The sequence below is a fragment of the Streptomyces sp. NPDC001532 genome (assembly GCF_040298625.1).
In the GTDB taxonomy this organism is placed as follows: domain Bacteria; phylum Actinomycetota; class Actinomycetes; order Streptomycetales; family Streptomycetaceae; genus Streptomyces.
In genome coordinates this window covers 62,692-84,940 of the sequence record NZ_JBEPAL010000023.1, presented here as the reverse complement: position 1 = coordinate 84,940, position 22,249 = coordinate 62,692, and the positions used below count along the sequence as shown (strand labels likewise).

The following is a 22,249-nucleotide window of genomic DNA, read 5'->3' as shown; positions in this document are numbered from 1 at the left end:
AGGTTGAGTCGCGTCGTACACGAATCCAGGCCCGTCCTGCCAAGAGGAGCCGCAGATGAAGGAAGTCGTTCCGCTCGCCGAGGGCTGGAGCCTCCACCACAGCGGGGCCCCGCTGCCCGCCCAGGTCCCCGGCTGTGTCCACACCGACCTGCTCGCCGCCGGAGTGATCCCCGACCCCTACCTCGGTCTCAACGAACGGGAAGTGGAATGGGTCGGCCGCCGGGCCTGGACCTACAGCCGGGACCTGGACCCCGCCGACACCGCCGCCGGCCCGCACGAGCGCACCGACCTGGTCTTCGACGGCCTCGACACCGCCGCCACGATCACCCTGGACGGCCGGGAACTGGGCCGCACCCGCAACATGCACCGCCGCTACCGCTTCGACGTCACCGGCGCGCACGGCGGACTCCACGTGGAGTTCGCCTCCGCCTACGACGAGGCGGAGTTCGTCCGGGTGGTGACCGGAGACCGGCCCAACGTCTATCCGGAACCCTTCCAGTACATCCGCAAGATGGCGTGCAGCTTCGGCTGGGACTGGGGCCCCACCCTGGTCACCGCCGGGATGTGGCGGCCGGTGCGGCTGGAGCGCTGGTCGACGGCCCGGCTCGCCGAGGTGCGCCCGCTGGTGACGGTCGCCGACGGCACCGGCCGCGTGGAGGTGCGCGTCGACGTCGAGCGCACCGAGCAGGGCGCGGGCCGGCCCCTCGTCGTCCAGGCCGCGGTGGGCGGCGTACGGGCGGTGGCCGAGGTCGACGGCACGCGGGCCGTGCTCACCCTGGACGTGCCCGACGTTGCGCTGTGGTGGCCGCGCGGCTACGGCGAACAGCCGCTGTACGACCTGGAGGTGACGCTCGCCGAGGAAGGCCCCGAGGAGCGCCCGCTGGACTCCTGGCACCGGCGCGTCGGCTTCCGCACGGTCGAGCTGGACCGGTCCGCCGACGAGCACGGCACCGGCTTCACCTTCGTCGTCAACGGCGTACGGATCTTCGCCCGCGGCGTCAACTGGATCCCCGACGACGCCTTCCCCTCCCGGGTCACCCCCGACCGCTACCGCACCCGCCTCACCCAGGCCGCCGAGGCCGGAGTCGACCTGGTGCGGATCTGGGGCGGCGGCATCTACGAGGACGACGCCTTCTACGACATCTGCGACGAACTCGGCCTGATGGTCTGGCAGGACTTCCTCTTCGCCTGCGCCGCCTACCCCGAGGAACAGCCACTGCGCTCCGAGGTCGAGGCGGAGGCCCGGGACAACGTTGTCCGACTGATGCCGCACGCCTCGCTGGTGCTCTGGAACGGCAACAACGAGAACCTGTGGGGCTTCCGCGACTGGGACTGGGAGCCGGAGCTCAAGGGCGACTCCTGGGGCGGCGGCTACTACCTGGACCTGCTGCCCCGCGTCGTCGCCGAACTCGACCCCACCCGCCCCTACACCGCCGGCAGCCCCTGGTCCGGCTCCTGGGAGCACCACCCCAACGACCCGGCGCACGGCACCCACCACTCCTGGGAGGTGTGGAACCGGCGCGACTACGCCGAGTACCGCGACTCCGTGCCCCGGTTCGTCGCGGAGTTCGGCTGGCAGGCGCCGCCCGCGCTGGCCACCCTGCGCCGCGCGCTGCCCGGCGAGGACCTCGCCGCCCACTCCCCGGGCATGCTCCACCACCAGAAGGCCGAGGACGGCAACGGCAAGCTGGACCGCGGCATCGCCCGCCACTTCGACCCGCCCGCCGACGACTTCGACCGCTGGCACTACCTCGCCCAGGTCGTCCAGGCCCGCGCCGTGGCCGCCGGCATCGAGCACTGGCGCTCGCACTGGCCGGTCTGCGCCGGCACGGTCGTCTGGCAGCTCAACGACTGCTGGCCGGTCAGCTCCTGGGCCGCGATCGACGGCGACGGCCGGACCAAGCCGCTCTACCACGAGCTGCGCCGCGTCTACGCCGACCGCCTGCTCACCCTCCAGCCGGAATCCGACGGTGCCGTGCTCGCCGTGATCAACCAGGCGGGCGAGCAGTGGCGGACCGCGGTGTCGCTGCGCCGCCTCCGCGCGGACGGCACCGTGGTGGCGGAGACGGTGCTCGACGTCACCGTCGCCGGCCGCGAGGTGGCCCGGATCGCCGTACCGCCGGAGCTGCTTCCGGATCCGAAGACGGGCCAGGAGTTCCTCGTCGCGGACGCCGACGGCCTGCGCGCCCTGCACTTCCCCGTCCCCGACAAGGAGTTCGCCCTTCCCGCGCCCCGGTACGAGGTCGACGTCACGGATTCCGTGGCCGACGGTAGTGTCGAGGTCGTGGTGACAGCTCAGACGCTCGTACGCGACCTCCTGCTGCAAGCCGACCGGCTCGGCGACGACGCCGTCTGCGACACCGGCCTGCGCACCCTGCTGCCCGGGGAGCGGGCCCGGCTGCGGGTGCGCGGCGCCACCGCCGTCACCGCGGACGCGGTACGCGCCGCCCTGTTCAGCGTGGTACCCAGGTGACCGCACCCGCCGGACGCGTCACCATCAAGGACGTCGCGGCCGCCGCCGGAGTCTCCAAGGGCGCGGTGTCCCTGGCGTTCAACCACAAGCCCGGGGTCTCCGAGGCCACCCGGGAGCGGATCTTCGCCGTCGCCCGGCAGCTGGGCTGGGCGCCGAACTCCTCGGCGCGCAGCCTGTCCCGGCAGTCGGTCGACGCCATCGGGCTGGCGATCTGCCGGCCGGCCCGGCTGCTGGGCCTGGAGCCGTTCTACATGGAGTTCGTCTCCGGTATCGAGAGCGTGCTCGCCGAACGGTCCTGCTCACTGCTGCTGCGCCTGGTGGGCAGCCTGGAGGAGGAGATCCACCTTCAGGAGCGGTGGTGGCGGGAGCGCCAGGTGGGCGGTTCCATCCTGGTGGACTTCCACCGGGAGGACCCGCGCATCGCCCCGCTCCGCGCGATCGGGCTGCCCGCCGTCGCGGTCGGCCACCCGTCCCTCACCGGCGGCTTCCCCTCGGTGTGGACCGACGACGCCACGGCCGTCGCCGAGGCGGTGCGCTATCTCGTGGCCCTGGGCCACCGGCGCATCGCCCGGGTCGGCGGCCCGGTGGGCCTCGGCCACAGTGCCATCCGGGCGGACGCGTTCGAGCGGACCATGGCGGAACTCGGCCTCGACGGCGGCCTGCACCTGGAGACCGGCTTCTCGGGCGACGAGGGCGGCCGTGCCACGCGGTCGCTGCTGCTGTCGGCCGAGCGTCCGACGGCCATCGTCTACGACAACGACATCATGGCGGTCGCCGGCCTCGGGGTCGCCGCCGAGATGGGCGTCGCCGTGCCGGACGAGCTGTCGCTGCTGGCCTGGGACGACTCCCAGCTGTGCCGGCTGACCCACCCGACGCTGTCGGCGATGAGCCATGACGTGCACGGCTTCGGGGCCCAGGTGGCGCGGACCCTGTTCGAGGTGATCGGGGGCGAGGACGTCCCGTCCCGGCCCGTGGCGACGCCGCAGCTGGTGCCGCGCGCCTCGACCGCGCCGCCCGCCGCCGAGGGATGACAGAAGGGGCGCGGCCGTCTGCCGCGCCCCTTCGTCCGGTCGGGCCGTCAGCCGTCGACCGGCCACCGTCTCACCCGGCGACCGGTCGACAGCTCAGACGGTCAGGAGCCGCCACACGCCCTGCCGTTCAGCGTGAACGCGGTGGGGACACCGTTGCCCCCGGTCGACGAGCCGCTGAGACCGAAGCTCACCGAACCGCCCGCGGGGATCGTCCGGGTCCACGACTCGTGGACGGCGCGCACGGTGTTCCCCTCCTGGGTCGCCTTCGCGTTCCAGACCGAGGTGAGCTTCTGCGTGCCGGGGAAGGCGAAGGTCAGCTCCCAGCCGTCGACGGGCTGCGTTGAGCGGTTGCGGATGGTGACGTCCGCGTTGAACGAGCTGCCCCAGTCGCTCAGCCGGTACTCCACCGCGCAGGCCGCCGTCCCGTCGGCGCGGGCGGTGGTGGCGGTGACCGTGGCCGAGCGCGGCGAACGGTTCCCGGCCGCGTCACGGGCGTAGACGGCGAAGGTGTACGAGGTGCCGGGGTTCAGTCCGGTCACCGTGGCCGTGGTGGTGGCGGAGGTGGCGACGGCGGTCTCCTGGCCGCCGGCGACGCGCACCACGTCGTAGCCGGTCACCCCGGTGTTGTCGGTGGCCGCCGGCCAGCCCAGCCGGACGCTGTCGGTGGTGACGCCGGAGACGGTCGGAGTGCCCGGCGCGGTCGGGGCGGTGGTGTCGCCGCCGGCCGGGTCGGAGAAGACGCTGGCCTCCTTGGCGGTGGCCCTGATGCCGTTGGCGCCGTCGAAGAGGCGCTGCCCCCAGGCGGTGGGGCGGCCGGCGTCGAAGCCCTGGACGAGGTCGAGGTACTCGACGCCGCCGCCGTTGCCGCTCCAGGACCAGCCGAGGTAGCCGAGGCCCAGCGACTGCGCGGTGGCCATGATGGCGTTCTCGTCCGGGTTGCCGTCGGAGTGCATGTCCCCGAACTCGCCCACCACGATGGGCAGCCGCGCGCTCACGAACCGGTTCAGGTAGTCGCTCACCTCGGCCGCGGTGTCGTAGACGCCGTACATGTGGATGTCGAAGACGGTGTTGCGGTCGGGGTCGGCGGCGAAGACGGACGCGGCGTTGTCGCGCATGGTGAACGACCAGTCCTGGCCCCAGTTGGGGGCGTCGACCATGAGCGTGTGGTCGAAGCCCGCGGCCCGCAGCCGCCCGATGGCGGTCTTGGTGTCCGCGGTCCAGGCGGAGTAACCGCTGTTGCCGTACGGCTCGTTGCCGATGTTGACGATGACGTACTTCTCCTGGCCCGCGAGCGAGCCCTGCACGCTCAGCCAGTAGTCCACGGCCTTGGACAGCGGCGCGGCGGCCCCGGCCTCGCCGTAGCCGGTGGTGTCGTGCGCCTCCAGGACGCAGACGAGGCGGTTGGCCTTGCACTCGCCGACGACACGGGCGACGTCGGCGGCGTCGTTGCGGGTCCACTGGTCGCCGGTGGCGAGGACCACCCGGACGGAGTTGGCGCCCTTGGCCTTGATGTCCTTCAGCGCCTGAGTGGTGCGGTCGGGGTACCAGGTGTGCGCGTGGTTGACGCCGCGCATCACGAAGTCCTTGTCGTTGGCGTCCAGCAGCCGGCCGTCGCGGACGTGGAATCCGGCGGGGTCGGCGGCCTGGGCCGACGGCGCGGCGGCGAGGAATGCGGCGCACACGGCGAGGATGGTGCCCGTGGCCGCGGCCAGTCTCGTTCTCATGCATGCTCCCGGCTCTAGGGCGCACGGAAATAGCCTGTACATGACAGACAGATCCGTGCGCTGATGTCCCTGTGTGACGGTGCGGTGCGCGCGCTCGGTCAGGCGCGCGCGGCCGACAGGGCGGTGCGGAAAGGCAAGAACGGCTCAATGCCTTTCGGCTTTTGAAATACGCGAGGAAAACGGCGAAGTAATACGCCGGCCGGTAATTCCCGCCCTGTGGCATTCACGAGAGTATGGATGCTCCAGGATGAACACAATGCTTTTGACAGAACCGGTTAAGTGAATGCTCGCGTGCGCATCTCGCGAGCCTGGCCGCGGGCGGCGGCGGCCGCGCCGACCAGCCCCGCGTCCCGCTCCAGGGCGGCGGGACGCACCGTGACGTCCCGGGCGAAGCCGAGCACCGCGTACGCCCGCAGATGGCGGCGCAGCGGTCCGAACAGCGTCTCGCCGGCCTGCGCGACGCCGCCGCCGATGACGGCCACCTCGATCTCCAGCAGGGTGGCCGTGCCCGCGATCGCCGCGGCCAGCGCCCGCGCGGACCGGTCGTAGGCGTCCAGGGCCCGCGTGTCGCCCGCGCGGGCGGCCTCGGCCACCGCGGCGGCGGTCGGCTCGGTCCCCGGCGGCGGCGCCCAGCCGGACCGCACGGCGTGCCGCGCGATCGCCGTCCCGCTGGCGTAGCCCTCGACGCACCCGAGGGCGCCGCAGGCGCACGGCGGGCCGTCCATGGCGACGGAGACGTGCCCGATGTGCCCGGCGTTCCCGGACGGCCCCGGACGCAGCCGCCCGTCCAGCACCAGGCCGCCGCCCACGCCGGTCGACACGACCATGCACAGCGCGTTGTCGACGCCCCGCGCGGCACCCCGCCAGTGCTCGGCGGCCGCCATCGCCACCGCGTCCCCCAGGAGCACCGGCTCGATCCCCGGCGGCAGCAACGGATGCCCGCGGACACTGTCCACCAGCGGAAACGCCCGCCAGGCCGGAATGTTCACCGGGCTGACCGTGCCGGCCACCGTGTCCACGGGCCCGGCGCTGGCGATGCCGAGCCCTCGGATCCCGCTCCACGCCGGGTAGCCGGCCAGCGTGTCGAGCACGGCGTCGACGGCCGCGGCGAGGCGGGCGGTGGACTCCCGCGCGGGCGTGGGGCGTTCGGTGCGTGCCAGGACCCGTCCCTCGTCGTCGACCAGGGCTCCGGCGATCTTCGTACCGCCGATGTCGAGGGCGGCGTACACGTCAAGAGAGGTGGACAACGTTGTCATCCTTCAGTAGGTCGATCTCGGAGGGAGAGGTGGAGGCGGGACCGGGGCTCGCGACGAACAGCGTCCCGTCGCCCTCCGCGCGGACGCCCTCGTCGGCGGCGGACAGGAAGCAGGACTCGCCGCGCGCCAGCCGGAGCGTGCTGCCGTCGGCCGAGCGCAGCACGACGGAACCCGCGACGCACAGGGCGATCCGGGGGCCGGAGGCGGGGACGAGCGGCCCGGACGAGCCGGCGAGCTCCGAGCGGTGCAGGGCGAACTCCTCCGCCGGGCTGTCGAAGACCTCGGTGAGGCCGGGTCCGGGCACCGTCCTGGCCCGCACCTCCGGCACCCGCACCGCCGGGTCGGTGACCCGCAGCAGCTCCGGGACGTCCACCTCCTTGGCCGTCAGCCCCGCGCGCAGCACGTTGTCGGAGTTGGCCAGCAGCTCCACGCCCAGCCCGCTCACGTAGGCGTGCAGCCCGCCGGCCGGCATGAACAGCGCGGCGCCCGGCTCCAGCACCAGGTGGCGCATCAGCAGCGAGGCGACCAGGCCGAGGTCCTGGGGGTGGTGCCGGTCCATCCGCACCACCGCGTCGTAGGCGGCGGCGAACGGCCCGCCGTCCCGCGCCCCGTCCGCGCACGCCGCCACGACCGCGGACACCAGCGCCGCGCGGCCCTCGTACGGCCACTCCAGGACGGTGCGCAGGGCCTCGGCAGGCGCGTTGGCGGCTCCCGTGCGCAGGACCGCGACGAGCGGGCGCAGCTCCGCCAGGGCGAGCCCGTCCAGGGCGTCGGCCGCCTCGGCCGCCGGGCGGAAACCGGCCAGGACCTCGAACGGGGTGAGCGCGCAGAGCAGTTCGGGCTTCGGCCAGTCGTCGGCGTACGGCCCGTGTCCGCCGGCCGCCCGCTGGGCCGCGAACGCCGTCCGGGCCCGCTCGCGGTCGGGGTGCACCTGGATCGACAGGGGCTGCTCGGCGGCGAGCACCTTCAGCAGGAACGGCAGCCGGCCGCCGAACCGGGCGGCGCACTCCGGGCCGAGCTCGCGCTCCGGGTCGGCGGCCACCACGTCCCGCAGGGTGGTGCCGCGGCCGTCGCGCACGAGGCCCGCGGGCCCGGACGGATGGGCTCCCATCCACAGCTCGGCCTCGGGCCCGTCCGAGGGTGCGTCCCGCCCCTGGAGCCGGGCCAGCGCGTGCCGCGAACCCCAGGCGTACGGCTTGATGATCGGTTGCAGTAGGTCCACGGGCGTACGGTAACCGGCCGCGAGGGGTTTTATTGAGCCGAGATACGGCCTGTTATTGAACCGGTATAGCGCGACGCGGCCCTACTAAACGGTAACGGAAGAGCGGTGGACGCCGGCGGAGCCGTCGGCGGCCCGCCCGGGCGCTGGAACACCGAACCGGTCCGGCACGCGGGGGACGTCGTGCCGGACCGGAGTTTCTCGGGGTGCCGTGTGGTCAGGAGCCGCGCTTCGCCGGGAAGGCGTGGGCGCGGGCAGCCACGACGACGAGGAGGACCGGGACCAGGAGGATCACGACGCTCCAGGGGAAGGACGTGGGGCCGAGGGCGTCGAGGAGGACTCCTCCGGCCACACCTCCGGCGGCCATGAAGCTGTTCCAGATCGTCACCAGCAGGGCCTGGCCGCGGTCGCCGCCGGCGTCGGTCACGGCCGTCTGCAGCAGGGTGGCCAGACCGCCCCAGCCGAGGCCCCACAGGACCATGGCGCCGTAGACCGCGAACGAACTGTCGGCGAGCACGGCCAGCAGGACCGAGGCCACGAGGAACAGCACGGCGCTGGCGATGGTGAGCTGGCGCAGCTTGCGGTCGATCAGGGCGCCGGTGACGAAGATGCTGACCATGGAGGCGATGCCGAACACCAGCAGCACGGTGTCGCGGTCGCCGCCCATGTCGTACTCGTCGAGGAAGGTGGCGATGTAGGTGTAGAAGGTGTTGTGGGCCAGGACGTACGCGGCCACCACGAACAGGATCGCGACGACGCCGGGGAGGCGGAAGGCCTGGAGGATCGGCTCACGGTGGCCGGGCTTCTGGCCGGGGTGGTCCGGGACCGACGCGAGGATCCACACCACCAGCAGGAGCGAGACCAGCGCGATCAGACCGAACGTCAGCCGCCAGCCGAACAGCGAGCCGAGGAAGGTGCCCGCCGGGATGCCCAGGGACAGGGCGAGCGGAATACCGAACATGGCGATCGCGATCGCCCGGCCCGCGAGGTGAGGCGGCGCCAGCCGGCGGGCGTAGATGACGAGTTCGCCCCACACTGCGGCGGCGGCGATACCGGCGATGAGCCGGAACGTCATCGTGAGGGCGTAGTTGGAGGAGACGGCCGTCACCAGGTTGGCGACGACGAACGCCAGCACGGACACCACCATCAGCCGCTTGCGCTGCCAGGTCGCGGTGGCCGCGGCCAGCGGGATGGCGGCCACACCGGTGGCGATCGCGTAGACGGTCAGTGTCTGACCCGCGGCGGACTCACTGACCGAGAGGTCGCGGGCCATCTCGGGCAGCACACCCGCGGGCAGCGCCTCGGTCAGGACCATCATGAAGGCCGCGGTGGCGAGCGCGAGAAGAGGAGAGAGAGGGAGCTTGCGGTCTTCAGCTGCCGGAACTGACTCCTCCGGCAGGTGAGTCGGGGACGTAGACGTTGACATGCTTGTATCCTCAAAGGGTCACATTGATGTGAAGGTCAAGGCGCTGAGTTGTGAGGTGGGTCATATGCGCATCGGGGAGCTGGCGGACCGTACCGGAACCCCTCGCAGGCTGTTGCGTTACTACGAGGAGCAGGGGCTGATCGTCCCCAGCCGCTCGCCGAACGGTTACCGCGACTACCACGAGGGCTATGTGGACCGGGTGTTGCAGATCCGGGGCCTGCTCGACTCCGGGCTGCCGACCCGGGTCATCAAGCAGCTGCTGCCGTGCCTGCACAGCAAGCCCCGGGCGATCCACATCAGCGATCCGACGCCGGAGACGATCGCCACGCTGGAGGGTGAACTCGAGCGGATCTCCGAGCGGATCCAGTGCCTGGTCCGCAGCCGGGACGCCATCGCCGACTACCTCGACACCACCCGCCGTTCCCAGCAGCCGGCCGCCGTGGCGACGGCCGGCCCCGGCGCGACCGCGCGCTACGAGACGGCAGGCGTCTGAACGTACTGCACGGCGTTGTCGAGCACGATGCCGTGGCTCTTGACGTCGATGACGATCCGGTCGCCGTCGGCGATGCGGAACCCGTCGTGGTAGCTGGCCTTGTCCGCGCCCAGCAGCACGTAGTTGACCATGTCGGGCCGCCGCACCGCCGGGAAGGTGAACAGGTGGTCCGTCATGGCCCGCGCCGTGAAGTACAGCGCGTCCTCACCGCAGTCGAACGGCCCCTCCCACGCGGTGACGCCGTCGCGCTCGATGGTGACCCGGCCGGTCACCGACGCCGGCGGCGCACCGAGGAACAGCCACGGCGCGATGGAGGTGTCGCACAGCTTGCAGTACGGGTTCCAGCCCGGGTTCTCGATGTGCAGACCGATGTCGCACAGGTCGTTGGCGATGGTGTAGCCCGCGTAGTGCGGGTTGCCGTCGGCGTCGTTGACGTAGACGAGCGCGACCTCCGGCTCCTCGATGAGACCGCGGACGTCCTGCGGGACGACCAGCGGCTCACCGGGCAGGCGCAGCCAGGAGCCGAAGCCCTTGAAGAACCAGTTCGGCGGCACGAACTCCTCGCCCTCCACCGGCTCCGCCTCGAACTTGGACTTGTGGGTGCGCATGAAGCCGCTCAGCAGGGCGTTTCCGGTGGTCCGCGGCAGCAGCGGCGGCAGGTGGCGCAGCCCGTCCGCGTCGCCCTCGACCGTGACCGACTCGGCGTCGGCCTTGATGGCGTCGACGACCTGCTCGGGCCGCTCGGCGGCGATGAACTCGGCCTGGAGACGGCCGTCGGAGACCTTGTACAGCGTCACGGGCCGACCGGGCTCGGGCTTCTCGAAGCCCACCCAACGGGCTTCCTGGTACTCGCATTCGAAGAGGATGGTCATGGCTGGGGCCCTCCTAGGCCCGTGATCGGGGTCGGTCCGACGCAGCCGGGGCATCGGACGAGTGGACGTCGGACGGGTGGACGTCGGACGAGTGGACGTCGGACGGGTGCACGAGGTCGGTCAGGACCTGCCGGATCCGGTCGACAGCCGCGCGGATCCAGGGCAGGCCGAGCGGGTCGTCGGTGGCGAGCGCGGCGGCGCGCTGCTCGCCGGTGTCGCCGTACAGGCGGCTGGTGGCCGCCCGCAGCCGCAGCGGCTCCGGCGACTCGCCGAAGGCGGAGGCGGGCAGCACGCCCACGCCGTACCGGTCGGTGAACAGCCGGGCCAGGTCGTCCCCGGTGCGCACGCCGTGCGCGAGGGCGAGCCGGTCCCGCAGCGGCTCGAAGTCCGGATACAGATAGCAGGTGGCCACCACCGGAGCCAGCAGCGCGCCGGCCGCGGTGAACTGCTCCGCGACCGCCCGGGCGACCGTCGCGTGCAGCCGGCGCGCGGCGCTCACATAGGCGGTGACCTCCGGCGGCTCGGTGAAGGCGCGGGCCGCCGCCGCCTGGATGGGCGCGGGCGGGCTGGACCAGATCTGGCTGGCGATGGCCACCAGCCGGGTGCGCAGCTCCCGCCCGGCCGGGCTGTCGGGCAGCCGGGCGACACCGGTGCGCCAGCCGCCGACGGCCAGGTTCTTGGTCAGCCCGGTCGTCACCACCGTCCGCTCGGGGGCGAACACCGCCGGGGAGACGACGGGCGTGGCCGGGTCGAAGACGAGGTCGCAGTAGATCTCGTCGGAGATGACGAAGAGATCCAGCTCACGGGCGACCTCGCCGAGCCGCCGGACGGTGTCGGGCGAGGCGACGGTGCCGGTGGGGTTGTCCGGCACCGTCACCACGACCGCGCGCGGGTCGCGCCCCGCGGCCCGGGCCGCGCCGACGGCCTGCCGCAGCCGGTCCGGATCGGGCACCCCGCCCTGCCCCGGCAGGACCGGCACGTCGATGGCCCGCGCACCGACGAGCCGGGCCTGGGCGGCGTAACTGACCCAGCTGGGCCGGGGGATGACGACGTCCCCGCCGACGGCCATGAGCAGCGCGAACAGCAGCGGCTTGCTGCCCGGCCCGGCGACCACCAGCTCCGGGTCGACCGCGAGGCCGCGCCGCCGCCAGTAGCCGGCCGCCGCCTCGCGCAGCGGCGCACCGCCGGCCACGGGGCCGTAGGCTCCCTCGCTCGCGGCCTCGGCGAGCCAGGCACGCATCCCCTCGGGGACGGGCAGGCCGATCTCGCCGCTGGCCATGGACAGGACCTGCTCGCCGGCCAGACGTCTGCGGGCGAGGGCTTCGTCGGCGGCGAGCGTCGCCGACGCGGTCACCTGAGCGGGAACGGGCATGGAGGGCTCCACGGGTCGGAAGGAGGTGGTTCGGTGGTGCGCGGCGGGGTCACGCCTCGGCGTACCGCCGCCGCAGTTCGGCCTTGCGGACCTTGCCGGTCAGCGTCTTCGGCAGGGCCTCGACGACCTCCAGACGCTCGGGCAGGAACCGCGGGTCCTGGTCGGCCGCGCGCAGATGGGCGCGTACGTCCTCCAGCGTCGGGCGGACGTCGCCGCCGGGCACGACGACCGCGACGATCACGTCGTCGATCTGCCCGCTCGGTCCGATCAGCGCCGCCTCGGTGACCAGCGGATGGCTCGCGATGATCGCCTCCAGCTCGGTCATCGGCACGACGATGCCGTCGCGCATGATGGCGTCCTTGGCGCGGCCCAGGATGCGGATGCCGCCGCGTCCGTCCTCGCGGGCCACGTCACCGGTGTCGAACCAGCCGTCGGCGGTGAGTTCCGCCGCGAAGACGTCCTCGCGCTTGTAGTAGCCGAGCGCCTGCGAGGCGCCGCGCACCCGCAGCCGGCCCACCGCGGCCCGCTTGCCCGGGTCGTGGCAGGCGTCGATGCGGATCTCCATGGAGTCGATCGCCTGCCCGTTGCTGTGCGCCGCCCAGTCCTGGTTGTAGTCGAGGCGGGTGATGGTGACCGGCCCGTACTCGGACATGCCCCACACCGAGTACGTGCGCGCGCCGAGCGTCTCGCGCAACTCGTCCACCAGCGGCTGGAGAACGGGCGCGGAGCCGGTGACCACGTGCCGCAGGGTCGCGACGTTCCGCGGCACGGACCGCTGGGAGGCGGCGATGTCGGTGAGTGTCGGCGGCGGCCCGTACAGCAGGTTGGCGCCGTAGCGTTCCACCAGGTCCAGCAGCGTGGCGTGGTCCTTCACGTCCTGGAAGGCCACCGTGCCGCCGAGCATCACACCGGCGAGCACGCCCTGCGCGAAGCCGGAGTAGTGGACCAGCGGGGTGGTGACGGCGGCGACGAGACCGTCGTCCAGCAGGAAGTGGTCGACATAGCCGCGCACCGCCGAGTGCACGGTGTTCTGACTGTGCAGGACACCCTTGGACTCGCCCGTGGTCCCGGAGGTGAACAGCACCACGAACGGGTCGTCCGGGCCGAGTTCACGGACCTCCGGGTCGTCCGCGAGCCGCTGCTCCCAGGGCTGGGCGACGAAGTGGTCGTGGAAGTCCACTGAGCCCTCGGGGCCGTGCCCGTCGACCACCACCACGTGCTCCAGCGGCAGCTCGGAACGCAGTTCGGCGACCGGGCCGGCGAGCGCGTGGCCGTCCCACTCCGGCACCGTGACACACACCCGCGCCTCCGTCAGCGCCAGGCGGTGCCGCAGCTCGTTCTCCCGGCAGTCGGGGGCGATCGGGCAGATCACCGCGCCGACCCGCATGCAGGCGAACATCAGCGGCACCATCTCCCACCGGTTGGGGAGCTGGACGGCGACGAAGTCCCCGTGCCGCACGCCGAGTTCGCGCAGCGCGCCGGCGAACCGCTCGGTGAGCCGGGCCAGGTCCGCGTAGTCGAGGGTGTCGGTACGCGCCTCGCGCAGCCGGCGGCCGGCGATCGCCGTCTTGTGCGGCCGCTCGCGGGCCTGCCTGCGCAGGTCGTCCAGGAAGGTCTCGTCCCGCCACCAGCCGCGGCGCCGGTACTCCGCCGCCCGGTCGCCGGCGGAGGCGGTGGCCAGGCCGGTGTGCGTGGCCGTGGTCATCACAGCTCCTTTCGGCGGGCGGCCAGCAGTTCGGGAAGCGGGTTGCCCGCGCGGGCGGCGGAGATCTCCAGCAGGTCCCGGGTGTTGCGCCGGACCCGGTCGGCGACCCAGTCGAAGACCCACTGCTTGCGGGCCTGCGCCGGCAGTTCGAAGGGGACGACCCGGGTGACGGCCAGCGCCGCCGAGCCCGCCCCGCCGATGTTGGCGATCACACCCGGCACCAGGTCCGCGCCGGAGGCGGCGACCTTCTCCCGGGCGTCGTCGGTGGAGGCGAGGTTGGCGCCCTCCACGACCAGCCGGGCCCGCAGCCGGTGCGCGTTCTCGGCGTTCAGGGCGTGCTTCTGCGCGGCGAGGATCAGCAGGTCGGCGTCGACTTCCAGCCAGGCGTCCGGCTCGGACGAGAGCGTGACGTGCTGCGGCAGCCGGGTGCGGTCGATGTGCCCGAACTCGTCGGTGACGGCGATCAGATCGGCCACCGGGAGCCGGTCGGCACTGATGGTGCCCCGCACGTCGGCGACGCCCACCACGACATGGCCCCGGTCCTCCAGGAACCGGGCGACCGCGCGGCCCACCGCGCCGAAGCCCTGCACCACCACCCGGGCCGGCCCGGTGTGCCCCCGGGCCTCCAGCGCGGTGACCGCGGCGACGCCCACGCCGTGACCGGTGGCGTCGATCAGCGGCTCGTAGTAGGTGCGCCAGTCGATCGGCATGTCGGGGGCGCCCAGCCGGTAACGCGGGTCGTAACCGGCCTCGGCGAAGAAGACGGCTCGGTCGGCCGGGGTGACCCCCATGTCGATGCCGAGGTGGATGCCGCCGTGCAGCAGCGGTTTGACGGTCCGGCCGAAGGTGCGGAACGTCTCCTCGCGGTTGGTGCCGTCGGAGACGATGCCGCCCTTGGCACCGCCGATGCGCAGGCCGGCGAGGGTGAACTTGTGGGTCATGTCGCGGGCCAGCCCGCGCACTTCCTCCTCCGTGACCCCCGGGGTCATCCGGACGCCGCCCATCGCCAGCCCGTCGACGAGGGAGTCGACGACGACCCAGCCCTTGACGGCGCCACCGCTGCCGTACAGATGGGTGACGAACGCCGGGTCCTGCGGTTCTTCCAGAACGCTCATGGTCAAGTCCTCAGTGGGTCGGTGAGTCGGTGAGTCGGTGAGTCGGTGGGGGTCACTGGTAGAGCTGCGCGAAGCCGCGCAGGATCTCCAGGCCGTCACTGCGGAACTCCAGGTGGGCCTGCGCGCCGAAGACGCGGCCGTCGTCGGAGCGCAGGAACTCCACGGGCGCGTGCTCGGAGCGGCCGATGGAGCGGAAGCCCGCCGGGGCCTCCTGCAGATACAGGGTGTGCCGGTGGAACACGGTCACCGTCGGCTTGACGTAGGTGAACAGGGGCTCTTCCTTGTCCACCTGGACCTCGTAGCCGCCGACCCGCTGCGGGCCCTCGGCGAGGCGGCCGCCGGCCGACACCGCGAGGATCTGCATACCGCCGCAGATCCCGAACACCGGGACATCGGCGTTCATCACGAGATCGACGAGCGGCTTGTAGTAGTCGCGGTCGTACGCCCGCACCTTGGTGCCGCTCAGCACGACGGCCTGGTAGCGGCCGTCGAGCCGGGCGGGCACCGAGGCGGCGTCCACCGCGTCGGTCTCGGAGCCCAGCTGTTCGAACCGCGCCCGCAGTTGCTTCAGCGACAGGGTTCCGTTGTTGACCACCAGGACACGGGATTTCGCCACGTGTTCGCTCCTCAGTCTCGCGTGATGACGGTGCCGGTGCGGGCGGCGAGCAGCTCGCTGACGGGCGCGCTGCCGATGACGACCCGCGCCACGCCCCGGTCCAGCGCCTCGCCGGCCGCGCGCAGCTTCTTGCGCATGCCGCCGGTGGCGCCGTTGTCCCGGAACCGGGCGGCCGCCGCCGCCGTGATCCGGGGCACCGGCTCGCCGTCGATCAGCAGATGGGCCACATCCGTGACCAGGACCAGGTCACTGGCGCCGGTGGCGCCCGCGACGGCCGCCGCCGCCCGGTCGGCGTCGGTGTTCACCTCCTGGCCCGCGCCGTTCCTGGCCAGCGGGGTGACCAGGTAGGCGTGGCCCGGCTGGAGGTTCTTCAGCGGCGCCGGATCCACTCCGGTGATCGGGCCGACCAGGTTCTCCAGCTCGACCAGCTGCTTGCCCTGCCACCACCAGCGCTCGCCCTCGCCCGCGCTGACCAGGCCGTCGCTGCCGAGCAGCCGCTCGGCGGTGATGCCGCGCCGGCCGAGCCGCTCGAAGACGTCCTCGGCCAGCTGGGCGCTGACGGTCTTGATGTCGGCGATGACCTCCGGCGTCGTCCAGCGGCTCTGGTTGCCGTACCGGTCACGCAGGATCGCCGACGGTTCGCTGTAACGCGGGCGGAGCCTCTTGAGCGGCTTGGACCAGCCGTGCACCAGGACCAGGGGGTGTTCCCGGCCGTGCCGGGCCAGGTCGTCCCACCAGTCCCCGGCGAGATCGTCCAGGCAGCTGCCGCCGAGCTTGACGACGGTCGGAGCCGCCTTGTTCACGGAGGCGCTCATGCGGGCACCACCGGCTGCATCGTCAGCCCCGTCTCCTCGGGCAGGCCGAACCGCAGGTTGGTCACCTGGAGGGCCTGACCCGCCGCGCCCTTGACGATGTTGTCCAGGGCGGCGAGGACGACGATGCGTCCACGCGCGTCCGGCTCCTCGTCCAGCAGGACCGTCACATCGACGTAGTTGGATCCGAGCACGGCCTGCGGGTCCGGCACCGGGATCAGCGTCTCGGTGTGCCGGCGCACCCGCACGAACCGGTGACCCTTGTAGAAGCGCAGGTAGGCGCGTTGCAGCTCGCGCTGGTCGAGCTCCTCGTCGATGAAGACATAGCTGCTGGTGAGCAGCCCGCGCACATGCGAGACGCCGTAGGCGGACATGCTCAGCGACTCGACCGCGCCGGGCTTGCCGCGCTCCAGGAAGTCCTTGACCTCGGCGGCGTGCCGGTGCCCGGTCGGGGCGTACGGGGCGATCGCCCCGCTGCGGAACGGGTGCAGGTCGGCGGTGCGCAGCTGCAGACCGCCGCCGCTGGAACCACTCTTGCCGTCCACCACGACCGTCTTCAGGTTCAGGCCGAGGCCCAGGGTGAGCGGCGCGAGGCTCACGGTGATGGCGGTGGCGTAGCAGCCCGGCAGCGAGATCAGCGCCGCGTCCTTCAGCTGCTCGCCGATCAGCTCCGGCACACCGTAGACGAAACGATCGGCCAGCTCGGTGCGGCGCGTGACCTTCGGGTACCAGCGGTCGTGCAGCTCCGGGGTACGGATCCGGAAGGCGCCGCTGAGGTCGACGACGGCCGCGACCCGGTCGGCGAACAGCTGCGCCAGCTCGGCCGACACCGGCGCCGGGGTGGCCAGGAAGAGGACGTCCACGCGGGAGGCGACGTCCTCGGTGACCGGCTCCACGGTCAGCCCGCCCAGGTCCAGGCGCAGGCCGGGGTGCAGCTCGGCCGGGCGGCGGCCGATGTGGGACGAACCGCCCAGGTAGGTGAGTTCCAGGTCGGGGTGCTGGGTGATCAGACGTATGAGTTCTCCGCCGGCGATGCCCGAGGCGCCGACGACTCCTGCGCGGATCATGCGAGCAGCTCCTGCAGATGGCGGCCGATGGCCGAGGGGACGTCCGCACCGGTCGCCGACGCCACCGCCCGGAAGGCGGGCGCGTGGTTGACCTCGTTGACGACATAGCCGTCCTCGGTGCGGAAGAGGTCGACTCCGTAGATGCCCGGGCCGAGGACCCCCAGGACGGCGTCGATGATCTTCAGCGCCTCGGGGTCGTGGTCGACGGCGCGGTTCTTGTTGCCGAGCGCCGCGTTGTTGCGCCAGTCGGTGCCGGCGCTCTCGAACTCGGCGGCGCCCACCAGCTGGTCGCCGACGACCAGGCAGCGCACGGAGCTGCCGCCCAGGTACGGCTCCACCAGGCAGGCCTGCTCGAAGGCGTGCCCGAGGTCCTCGACGTAGTCGTACACGGAGTGGGCCGTGTCGGGGTGCCGCAGCAGCGTGACCCGCTTGCCCATGCCGCCGAAGACCGGCTTGAGGACCAGCGGCGCCGGCAGTTCCTCCAGCGCCTTCTCGAAGTCCTTGCGGGACAGGACCAGCCGGAAGTCCGGCACGGGGACGCCGGCGGCGCGCAGCCGGGCGCGCAGCTCGGCCTTGTTCTCGCAGGCGTGGATGGCCGCGGCCGTGTTGATGGTGGGCACGCCCGCCTCCTCGGCGAGGCTGGCGACCAGCCCGCCGCGGGTGTAGCTGCGGCTGCGCACCAGCACGGCGTCCAGGCCCTTGAGGGAGGGCGCGCCTGCCCCGCCGAGGCACAGCGACTCGTCGTTGACCCACTCGATCCGCAGACCGAAGTCGGGCGCGGTCTCGATCAGCCGGCGTTCCTCCCAGCTGATCCGGTCCGCGATGATGGCAACGGTGTTGCCCATGAAAGGTGTCTCCTTAGAAGAGAGGCGCCGGGGGAGCGGCGGCTGTCACTGGCCCCAGTCGCGCAGCTGCACCTGGACCATCTGCAGGACCAGCCGGCCGTCCTGGATGTCCTCGACGCGGAGGGTGAGCATGCACTCGGGGCAGGAGAGGGTCTCGCCCTGGACGACCGGCGGCACGGTCAGGTCGGTCTCGCACTCGGGGCAGGCACCGGTCAGGGTGGCGGCAGTGGACATGAGGTAACTCCGTTCTGATGCAATGGTGTTGACTCGTCCCAGGCTGTCGGCGCCTGGACTCACTCGGACTGGAAGTCGATGGCGGCCTTGCGGATGGCGTCCCGGTCGAGCAGCGGCGCGCCGTTGCGCTCCTGGCGCTCGACGAGCCACGGCGTGAAGGCGTCGACGTCGACGAAGACACCCGACTCGGCGAGCGCCCAGCGGACCAGGGCCGGCGTCAGCCGGCTGCGGACCCGCAGCTCGCGGGAGTTGCCGACGAGCTCGGCGGGCAGCGTCTCGTAGGCCTCGGGGTGGGTGAGCTGCCCGGGCAGCTCGTACGCGAAGGCGTGCGGCGTGGTCGGACCGGACTGGAAGGCCTCGCCCAGGCCGGCGCCCTTCAGGGCGATCCGGGACAGCTCGGTGAGATGAGAGAGGTCGAAGCGGGTGTCACCGTGGATGACCCGCAGCGAGGTGAGCAGCTCCGCCAGCGGGGCGTTGCCGCCGCGCTCACCGATCCCGCCGACCGTCGCCGAGATCCACTGCGCGCCGGCACGGACCGCCGCGAGCGAGTTCGCCACGGCCATGCCCAGCATGTTGTGGGAGTGGATCTCGATCTCGGAGCCGTCGATCGCGGTGAGGTCGCCGATCACCTCCTCCATCTGCCAGGGCGAGAGGTAGGCGACGGTCTCCGCGAGGCGGAACCGGTCCGCGCCGGCCTCGAAGCCCGCGGTGACGTACGGGACGAGCCGCTCCTTGGGGGTGCGGGCGCCGTCCTCGCCGCTGAAGGTGACGTGGAAACCCCGCTCCTTGGCCTGCTGGATCGCCGAACGGGCCAGTGCCTGGACGAACTTGGCGCTGGGCGAGCCGAGCTTCAGCTTGGCGTGCTGCTCGGACGTCGGGATCGAGTACATGATGTGGCGCACGCCCAGCCGCTCGGCCTCGTCGAGTGCCGTGGCCACCTGCTGGCGGTCCCGCACGACCAGGAGGGTCATGCTGCGCTCGGGGCCGACGGCCTCGTGGGTGGCGAGGACGAGGTCGGCGTCCTTGGAGTTCGGACCGGACACCATGCCGACCTCGACCAGTTCGATCCCGGTCTTGACCAGCAGGTCCGCGATACGGGCCGCGTCCTTGGGGCCGAACTCGACGCCCGCCATGTGCGCGGAGTCCCGCAGGGTGGCGTCGGACAGGCGGGGCAGCCCCGTCACGGGCTCGGACCCCTGCACTGCTGCTGACATTTGCGTTCCTTCCCTCGTCGAATTCCGGTGGAGCGCTGGGAAATATGCTGGCCGACCCTGTGTCAGGGAACAACGCTCCCTGTGTCAGAGGATTGTCAAGGAGTGTGGCGCAACGTTATGGAACGTCGAGAGAGCGAATTTCCCTCGAATCCATCGACAAATTTCTGCCCGATCCGGCTCGCCCGGAAATGACGCGGCTAGGGTGCGCAGGACCCGATGAATTGGGGAGAAGGGAAATCCCATGGTCATTTCGAATTCCCTCGCCGGCGCCGGTCTCGGCGCCGAAGGGGACGAGCGCTCCGTGGCCGAACGCGTCCGCAAGCTCGCCGACCGGCTCGTACGGCCGACCGCCCCCGCACGCGACCGAGACCGCCGGTGGGATCCGGAACTGTTCCGGGAACTGGCCGAGGCGGGGCTCGCGGGCGCTCTGATACCACCCGAACTGGGCGGCGCGGGCCTCACCGCCCGGGAGACGTTCGCGCTGCTCGAAGGGCTGGGCGAGGGCGCCCGCGACCCCGGCCTGGCGCTCGCCGTCGGGGTGCACGCGGTCCTCACCGCCGTACCGCTGCGCGCCTTCGGCAGCGCGGCGCAACGCGAGCGCTATCTGCCCCCGATGGCCGACGGCAGCCGGCTCGGCGCCCTGTCGCTGCGGCAGACCCAGCACACGGGCCTCGCCCCCACCGTCACCGCCCGGCCCGCCCCGGCCGAGGGCGACGGCTGGGTGCTCACCGGTGAACTCGACCTGGTGGCCGGCGCTCCCGAGGCACACCACTTCCTGGTCGTCGCCGGGCACGACGGGCGCGGCGGCCGCACCGCGTTCGTCGTCGACCGCGAGACGCCGGGCCTGCAGATCACCGACGCCGGTCCGGCCGCGATGCCCACCTGCCCGTGGGGGCGGCTGGTGCTGCACGGCTGCCCGGTGCCGGACACCGCCGTGCTGGGCACCGTCGGCGGCGCCGCCGACGAGGTGGAACCGCTGCTGGCCTGCCTGGACTGGGTCTTCACCGGCGCGCCCTGGCTGGGCGTCATGCGCGCGCTGACCCGGGACGCCGTCGGGGAGGCCCGCGAGCGTCTGCTCTTCGGACGGCCGGTCGCACACGACCAGTCGGCCCGGTTCACGCTGGCCGACCTCGCGGCCCGCTGCGAACTGGCGGCCGGGCTGCTGTACCGGGCCGCCGAGCAGTTCGACGGCGCCGGCCGGCCCGCGCACGAGGACGCGGCCGCCGCCCGGCTGTTCACCGCGAGCGCCGCGCGGGCGGTCACGGAGGAGGTGGCGCGGCTGTCCGGTCCGTTCGCCCTGACCGGCGACCACCTGATCGAGCGGGCGCACCGCGACGCGCTGTTCTTCGCGGAGACCGGCGGCGGCAGCGGCGTGCTGCGGCCGGTGGTCGCGGCGTCCCTTCTGGACCTCGGCTGAACGTGACGTCCGGACCGTTGCTGGACGTGGCTTCCGGACCGCGGCTGAGCGTGGCTTCCGGACCGTTGCTGGACGTGGCTTCCGGACCGCGGCTGGACCTGACTTCTGGAACTCGGCTGAACGTGAGGAGTGCAACCGACATGACCGGCACCCAGCGTGGCACCGGCACCCAACGTGGCACCGGCACCGCATGGAGCTTCCCGGGCGTGGCCGCCCGGGCCAACGAGACCGACGTGGCCGGCCGGATCCATCCGGCCAGCTGGCAGGAGACCGCCGACAGCGGCTACCTGAGGATGTTCCACGCCCCCGAGCTGGGAGGCACCGGCGCCGACGTCCTCGCCCAGCTGGAGGCCATGGAGACCCTGGCCCGCGCCTGCCCGGCCACCTACTGGACGGCGACCGTCTCGGGGCTGCTGTGCGCCAAGCTCATCGCCCGCTACAGCCCCGCCCGCGAACACGCCCGGCTGCTGGAGCCGGTGCTGTCGGGGGAGAAGCTGGCCTGCTTCGCGATCGTCGAGCGCGGCGCGGGCAGCGACGCGGCCACCCTGAACACCCTGGTGCGCCCGGCGGGGGCACCGGGGGAGGGGTATCTGATCAGCGGCGAGAAGAGCAGGATCGCCAACGCCGCCGAGGCCGATCTGGCGGTCACGGTCGTCCGGCGCCACCGGCCCGCCGAGGAGGGCGGCCCGGAGTGGTGCCTGGCCTTCGTGGACCTGCGCCGGCCCGGGGTGCGCCGTTACGACATCCCGCGGATGGGCCTTCGCGGCATGCCGTGGGGCGGCATCGTCTTTACCGACGCCCATGTCGCCGAGTCCGACGTCGTGCCGGTGCCGTTCGGGGAGCTGGGCGGGGAGCTGTCCGAGAGCATGGCGTGGGGCTGGCTGCTGATCGCGGTCGCGGCCGTCGGCATCGCCGAGTCCGCGCTGGACGCCTCGGTACGGCACGCGCGCGAGCGGGTCTCCTTCGGCCGTCCGCTGATGCACATGGAGGGCGTCCAGGCCCAGCTCGCCGACGCCCGGGTGCGGATCGACGCGGCCCGGTCGCTGGCCCGGCGGGCACTGGCCGAGAAGGCGGCGGGCCGGCCCGCCCGGGATCTGATCGCGATGCTGAAGATCTACGCCACCGAGATGGCCGTGGACGTCACCGCCGCGGCCGTGCAGATCCACGGGGCGAGCGGGGTGACCCAGGGCCATGAGGTCGAACGCCTCTACCGGGACGCGCAGATGAACGTCATCGGCGGCTTCACCTCCAACCGGCTGCGCGAGGTGGTTGCCGAGGGGCTGGGTCTGGGACCGGCGGTCTACAGCGCCTTCGACTGGCTGAGGCCCACCGGGCTCGGCAAGGACCCGGTGGGCTTC

At 72.7% G+C, this 22,249-nt stretch carries 19 protein-coding genes; 5 read left to right on the top strand and 14 right to left on the bottom strand.

The genetic code is table 11. The features are described 5' to 3' along the window. Positions 1-55 precede the first annotated feature (55 nt). Complete coding sequence (locus ABT232_RS21745) at positions 56-2,473, top strand: glycoside hydrolase family 2 protein (RefSeq protein WP_351842317.1); 2,418 nt, start codon at positions 56-58, stop codon at positions 2,471-2,473. Further along, a complete protein-coding gene (locus ABT232_RS21740; RefSeq protein WP_351842315.1) occupies positions 2,470-3,504 on the top strand; it encodes a LacI family DNA-binding transcriptional regulator in 1,035 nt (344 codons plus the stop codon). The genes ABT232_RS21745 and ABT232_RS21740 overlap by 4 nt, the downstream gene beginning before the upstream one ends. 101 nt (positions 3,505-3,605) lie before the next feature. Here ABT232_RS21740 and ABT232_RS21735 read toward each other — a convergent pair whose 3' ends face one another. The 4 genes from ABT232_RS21735 to ABT232_RS21720 form a co-directional block, all read right to left on the bottom strand. Then, positions 3,606-5,228 (bottom strand): cellulase family glycosylhydrolase, encoded by a 1,623-nt coding sequence (locus ABT232_RS21735; RefSeq protein WP_351842313.1) that lies wholly within the window; start codon positions 5,226-5,228, stop codon positions 3,606-3,608. Positions 5,229-5,503: 275 nt separating this feature from the next. Further along, positions 5,504-6,475: an ROK family protein gene (locus tag ABT232_RS21730; protein WP_351842311.1), complete on the bottom strand. Its 972-nt coding sequence runs from the start codon at positions 6,473-6,475 to the stop codon at positions 5,504-5,506. Then, the gene (gene manA, locus ABT232_RS21725) at positions 6,459-7,706 is read right to left on the bottom strand and encodes a mannose-6-phosphate isomerase, class I (RefSeq protein ID WP_351842309.1); all 1,248 of its coding nucleotides are present in this window, start codon (positions 7,704-7,706) and stop codon (positions 6,459-6,461) included. Before manA ends, ABT232_RS21730 begins: the two co-directional genes overlap by 17 nt. A gap of 214 nt (positions 7,707-7,920) precedes the next feature. Then, on the bottom strand, positions 7,921-9,129 hold the full coding sequence (locus ABT232_RS21720) for an MFS transporter (RefSeq protein ID WP_351842307.1): 1,209 nt from the start codon (positions 9,127-9,129) through the stop codon (positions 7,921-7,923). Positions 9,130-9,193: 64 nt separating this feature from the next. Here ABT232_RS21720 and ABT232_RS21715 point away from each other — a divergent pair, with 64 nt between their 5' ends. Continuing rightward, a complete protein-coding gene (locus ABT232_RS21715) occupies positions 9,194-9,622 on the top strand; it encodes a MerR family transcriptional regulator (RefSeq protein ID WP_351842305.1) in 429 nt (142 codons plus the stop codon). Here the strand turns inward: ABT232_RS21715 and ABT232_RS21710 are convergent. From ABT232_RS21710 to ABT232_RS21665, 10 genes are read right to left on the bottom strand one after another with little or no spacing between them, the layout of a single operon-like run. After that, the gene (locus ABT232_RS21710; protein WP_351842303.1) at positions 9,601-10,494 is read right to left on the bottom strand and encodes a fumarylacetoacetate (FAA) hydrolase; all 894 of its coding nucleotides are present in this window, start codon (positions 10,492-10,494) and stop codon (positions 9,601-9,603) included. The two genes, ABT232_RS21715 and ABT232_RS21710, sit on opposite strands and share 22 nt — an antisense overlap. Before the next feature lie 13 nt (positions 10,495-10,507). After that, positions 10,508-11,866 (bottom strand): pyridoxal phosphate-dependent aminotransferase, encoded by a 1,359-nt coding sequence (locus tag ABT232_RS21705; RefSeq protein WP_351842301.1) that lies wholly within the window; start codon positions 11,864-11,866, stop codon positions 10,508-10,510. Positions 11,867-11,915: 49 nt separating this feature from the next. Continuing rightward, the gene (locus ABT232_RS21700) at positions 11,916-13,571 is read right to left on the bottom strand and encodes an AMP-binding protein (RefSeq protein WP_351842299.1); all 1,656 of its coding nucleotides are present in this window, start codon (positions 13,569-13,571) and stop codon (positions 11,916-11,918) included. Further along, complete coding sequence (locus ABT232_RS21695) at positions 13,571-14,686, bottom strand: Glu/Leu/Phe/Val dehydrogenase dimerization domain-containing protein (RefSeq protein ID WP_351842297.1); 1,116 nt, start codon at positions 14,684-14,686, stop codon at positions 13,571-13,573. Before ABT232_RS21695 ends, ABT232_RS21700 begins: the two co-directional genes overlap by 1 nt. A gap of 52 nt (positions 14,687-14,738) precedes the next feature. Beyond that, entirely contained in the window at positions 14,739-15,302 is a 564-nt protein-coding gene (locus ABT232_RS21690; protein ID WP_351842295.1) for a type 1 glutamine amidotransferase, read from the bottom strand. Between the two features lie 11 nt (positions 15,303-15,313). Beyond that, positions 15,314-16,117 carry an amino acid kinase family protein gene (locus ABT232_RS21685; protein WP_351842293.1) on the bottom strand — a complete coding sequence of 268 codons (804 nt, stop codon included), beginning with the start codon at positions 16,115-16,117 and terminating at the stop codon, positions 15,314-15,316. Beyond that, positions 16,114-17,181 (bottom strand): N-acetyl-gamma-glutamyl-phosphate reductase, encoded by a 1,068-nt coding sequence (gene argC, locus ABT232_RS21680; protein WP_351842291.1) that lies wholly within the window; start codon positions 17,179-17,181, stop codon positions 16,114-16,116. Before argC ends, ABT232_RS21685 begins: the two co-directional genes overlap by 4 nt. Further along, positions 17,178-18,026 carry an ATP-grasp domain-containing protein gene (locus ABT232_RS21675; protein ID WP_351842290.1) on the bottom strand — a complete coding sequence of 283 codons (849 nt, stop codon included), beginning with the start codon at positions 18,024-18,026 and terminating at the stop codon, positions 17,178-17,180. The genes argC and ABT232_RS21675 overlap by 4 nt, the downstream gene beginning before the upstream one ends. Before the next feature lie 45 nt (positions 18,027-18,071). Further along, positions 18,072-18,260, bottom strand: a complete 189-nt coding sequence (locus ABT232_RS21670) for a lysine biosynthesis protein LysW (RefSeq protein ID WP_351842288.1) — start codon at positions 18,258-18,260, stop codon at positions 18,072-18,074. A gap of 59 nt (positions 18,261-18,319) precedes the next feature. Next, positions 18,320-19,474 (bottom strand): hydroxymethylglutaryl-CoA lyase-like TIM-barrel protein, encoded by a 1,155-nt coding sequence (locus tag ABT232_RS21665; protein WP_351842286.1) that lies wholly within the window; start codon positions 19,472-19,474, stop codon positions 18,320-18,322. A 241-nt stretch (positions 19,475-19,715) separates the two neighbouring features. On the opposite strand from ABT232_RS21665, the gene ABT232_RS21660 reads away from it, so the two are divergent. Continuing rightward, the gene (locus ABT232_RS21660; RefSeq protein ID WP_351842285.1) at positions 19,716-20,891 is read left to right on the top strand and encodes an acyl-CoA dehydrogenase family protein; all 1,176 of its coding nucleotides are present in this window, start codon (positions 19,716-19,718) and stop codon (positions 20,889-20,891) included. Between the two features lie 140 nt (positions 20,892-21,031). After that, positions 21,032-22,249: acyl-CoA dehydrogenase family protein (locus tag ABT232_RS21655; RefSeq protein WP_351842283.1), on the top strand; the 1,218-nt coding region annotated here is incomplete at its 3' end.

Excerpts from the sequence above, each read along its gene's own strand:
- argC (WP_351842291.1), bottom strand. The coding sequence starts at position 17,181 with ATGATCCGCGCAGGAGTCGTCGGCGCCTCGGGCATCGCCGGCGGAGAA.
- ABT232_RS21735 (WP_351842313.1), bottom strand. The coding sequence starts at position 5,228 with ATGAGAACGAGACTGGCCGCGGCCACGGGCACCATCCTCGCCGTGTGC.
- ABT232_RS21710 (WP_351842303.1), bottom strand. The coding sequence starts at position 10,494 with ATGACCATCCTCTTCGAATGCGAGTACCAGGAAGCCCGTTGGGTGGGC.
- ABT232_RS21745 (WP_351842317.1), top strand. The coding sequence starts at position 56 with ATGAAGGAAGTCGTTCCGCTCGCCGAGGGCTGGAGCCTCCACCACAGC.
- ABT232_RS21670 (WP_351842288.1), bottom strand. The coding sequence starts at position 18,260 with ATGTCCACTGCCGCCACCCTGACCGGTGCCTGCCCCGAGTGCGAGACC.
- ABT232_RS21675 (WP_351842290.1), bottom strand. The coding sequence starts at position 18,026 with ATGGGCAACACCGTTGCCATCATCGCGGACCGGATCAGCTGGGAGGAA.
- ABT232_RS21700 (WP_351842299.1), bottom strand. The coding sequence starts at position 13,571 with ATGACCACGGCCACGCACACCGGCCTGGCCACCGCCTCCGCCGGCGAC.
- ABT232_RS21685 (WP_351842293.1), bottom strand. The coding sequence starts at position 16,117 with ATGAGCGCCTCCGTGAACAAGGCGGCTCCGACCGTCGTCAAGCTCGGC.
- ABT232_RS21720 (WP_351842307.1), bottom strand. The coding sequence starts at position 9,129 with ATGTCAACGTCTACGTCCCCGACTCACCTGCCGGAGGAGTCAGTTCCG.
- ABT232_RS21695 (WP_351842297.1), bottom strand. The coding sequence starts at position 14,686 with ATGAGCGTTCTGGAAGAACCGCAGGACCCGGCGTTCGTCACCCATCTG.
- ABT232_RS21705 (WP_351842301.1), bottom strand. The coding sequence starts at position 11,866 with ATGCCCGTTCCCGCTCAGGTGACCGCGTCGGCGACGCTCGCCGCCGAC.
- ABT232_RS21715 (WP_351842305.1), top strand. The coding sequence starts at position 9,194 with ATGCGCATCGGGGAGCTGGCGGACCGTACCGGAACCCCTCGCAGGCTG.
- ABT232_RS21665 (WP_351842286.1), bottom strand. The coding sequence starts at position 19,474 with ATGTCAGCAGCAGTGCAGGGGTCCGAGCCCGTGACGGGGCTGCCCCGC.
- ABT232_RS21660 (WP_351842285.1), top strand. The coding sequence starts at position 19,716 with ATGGTCATTTCGAATTCCCTCGCCGGCGCCGGTCTCGGCGCCGAAGGG.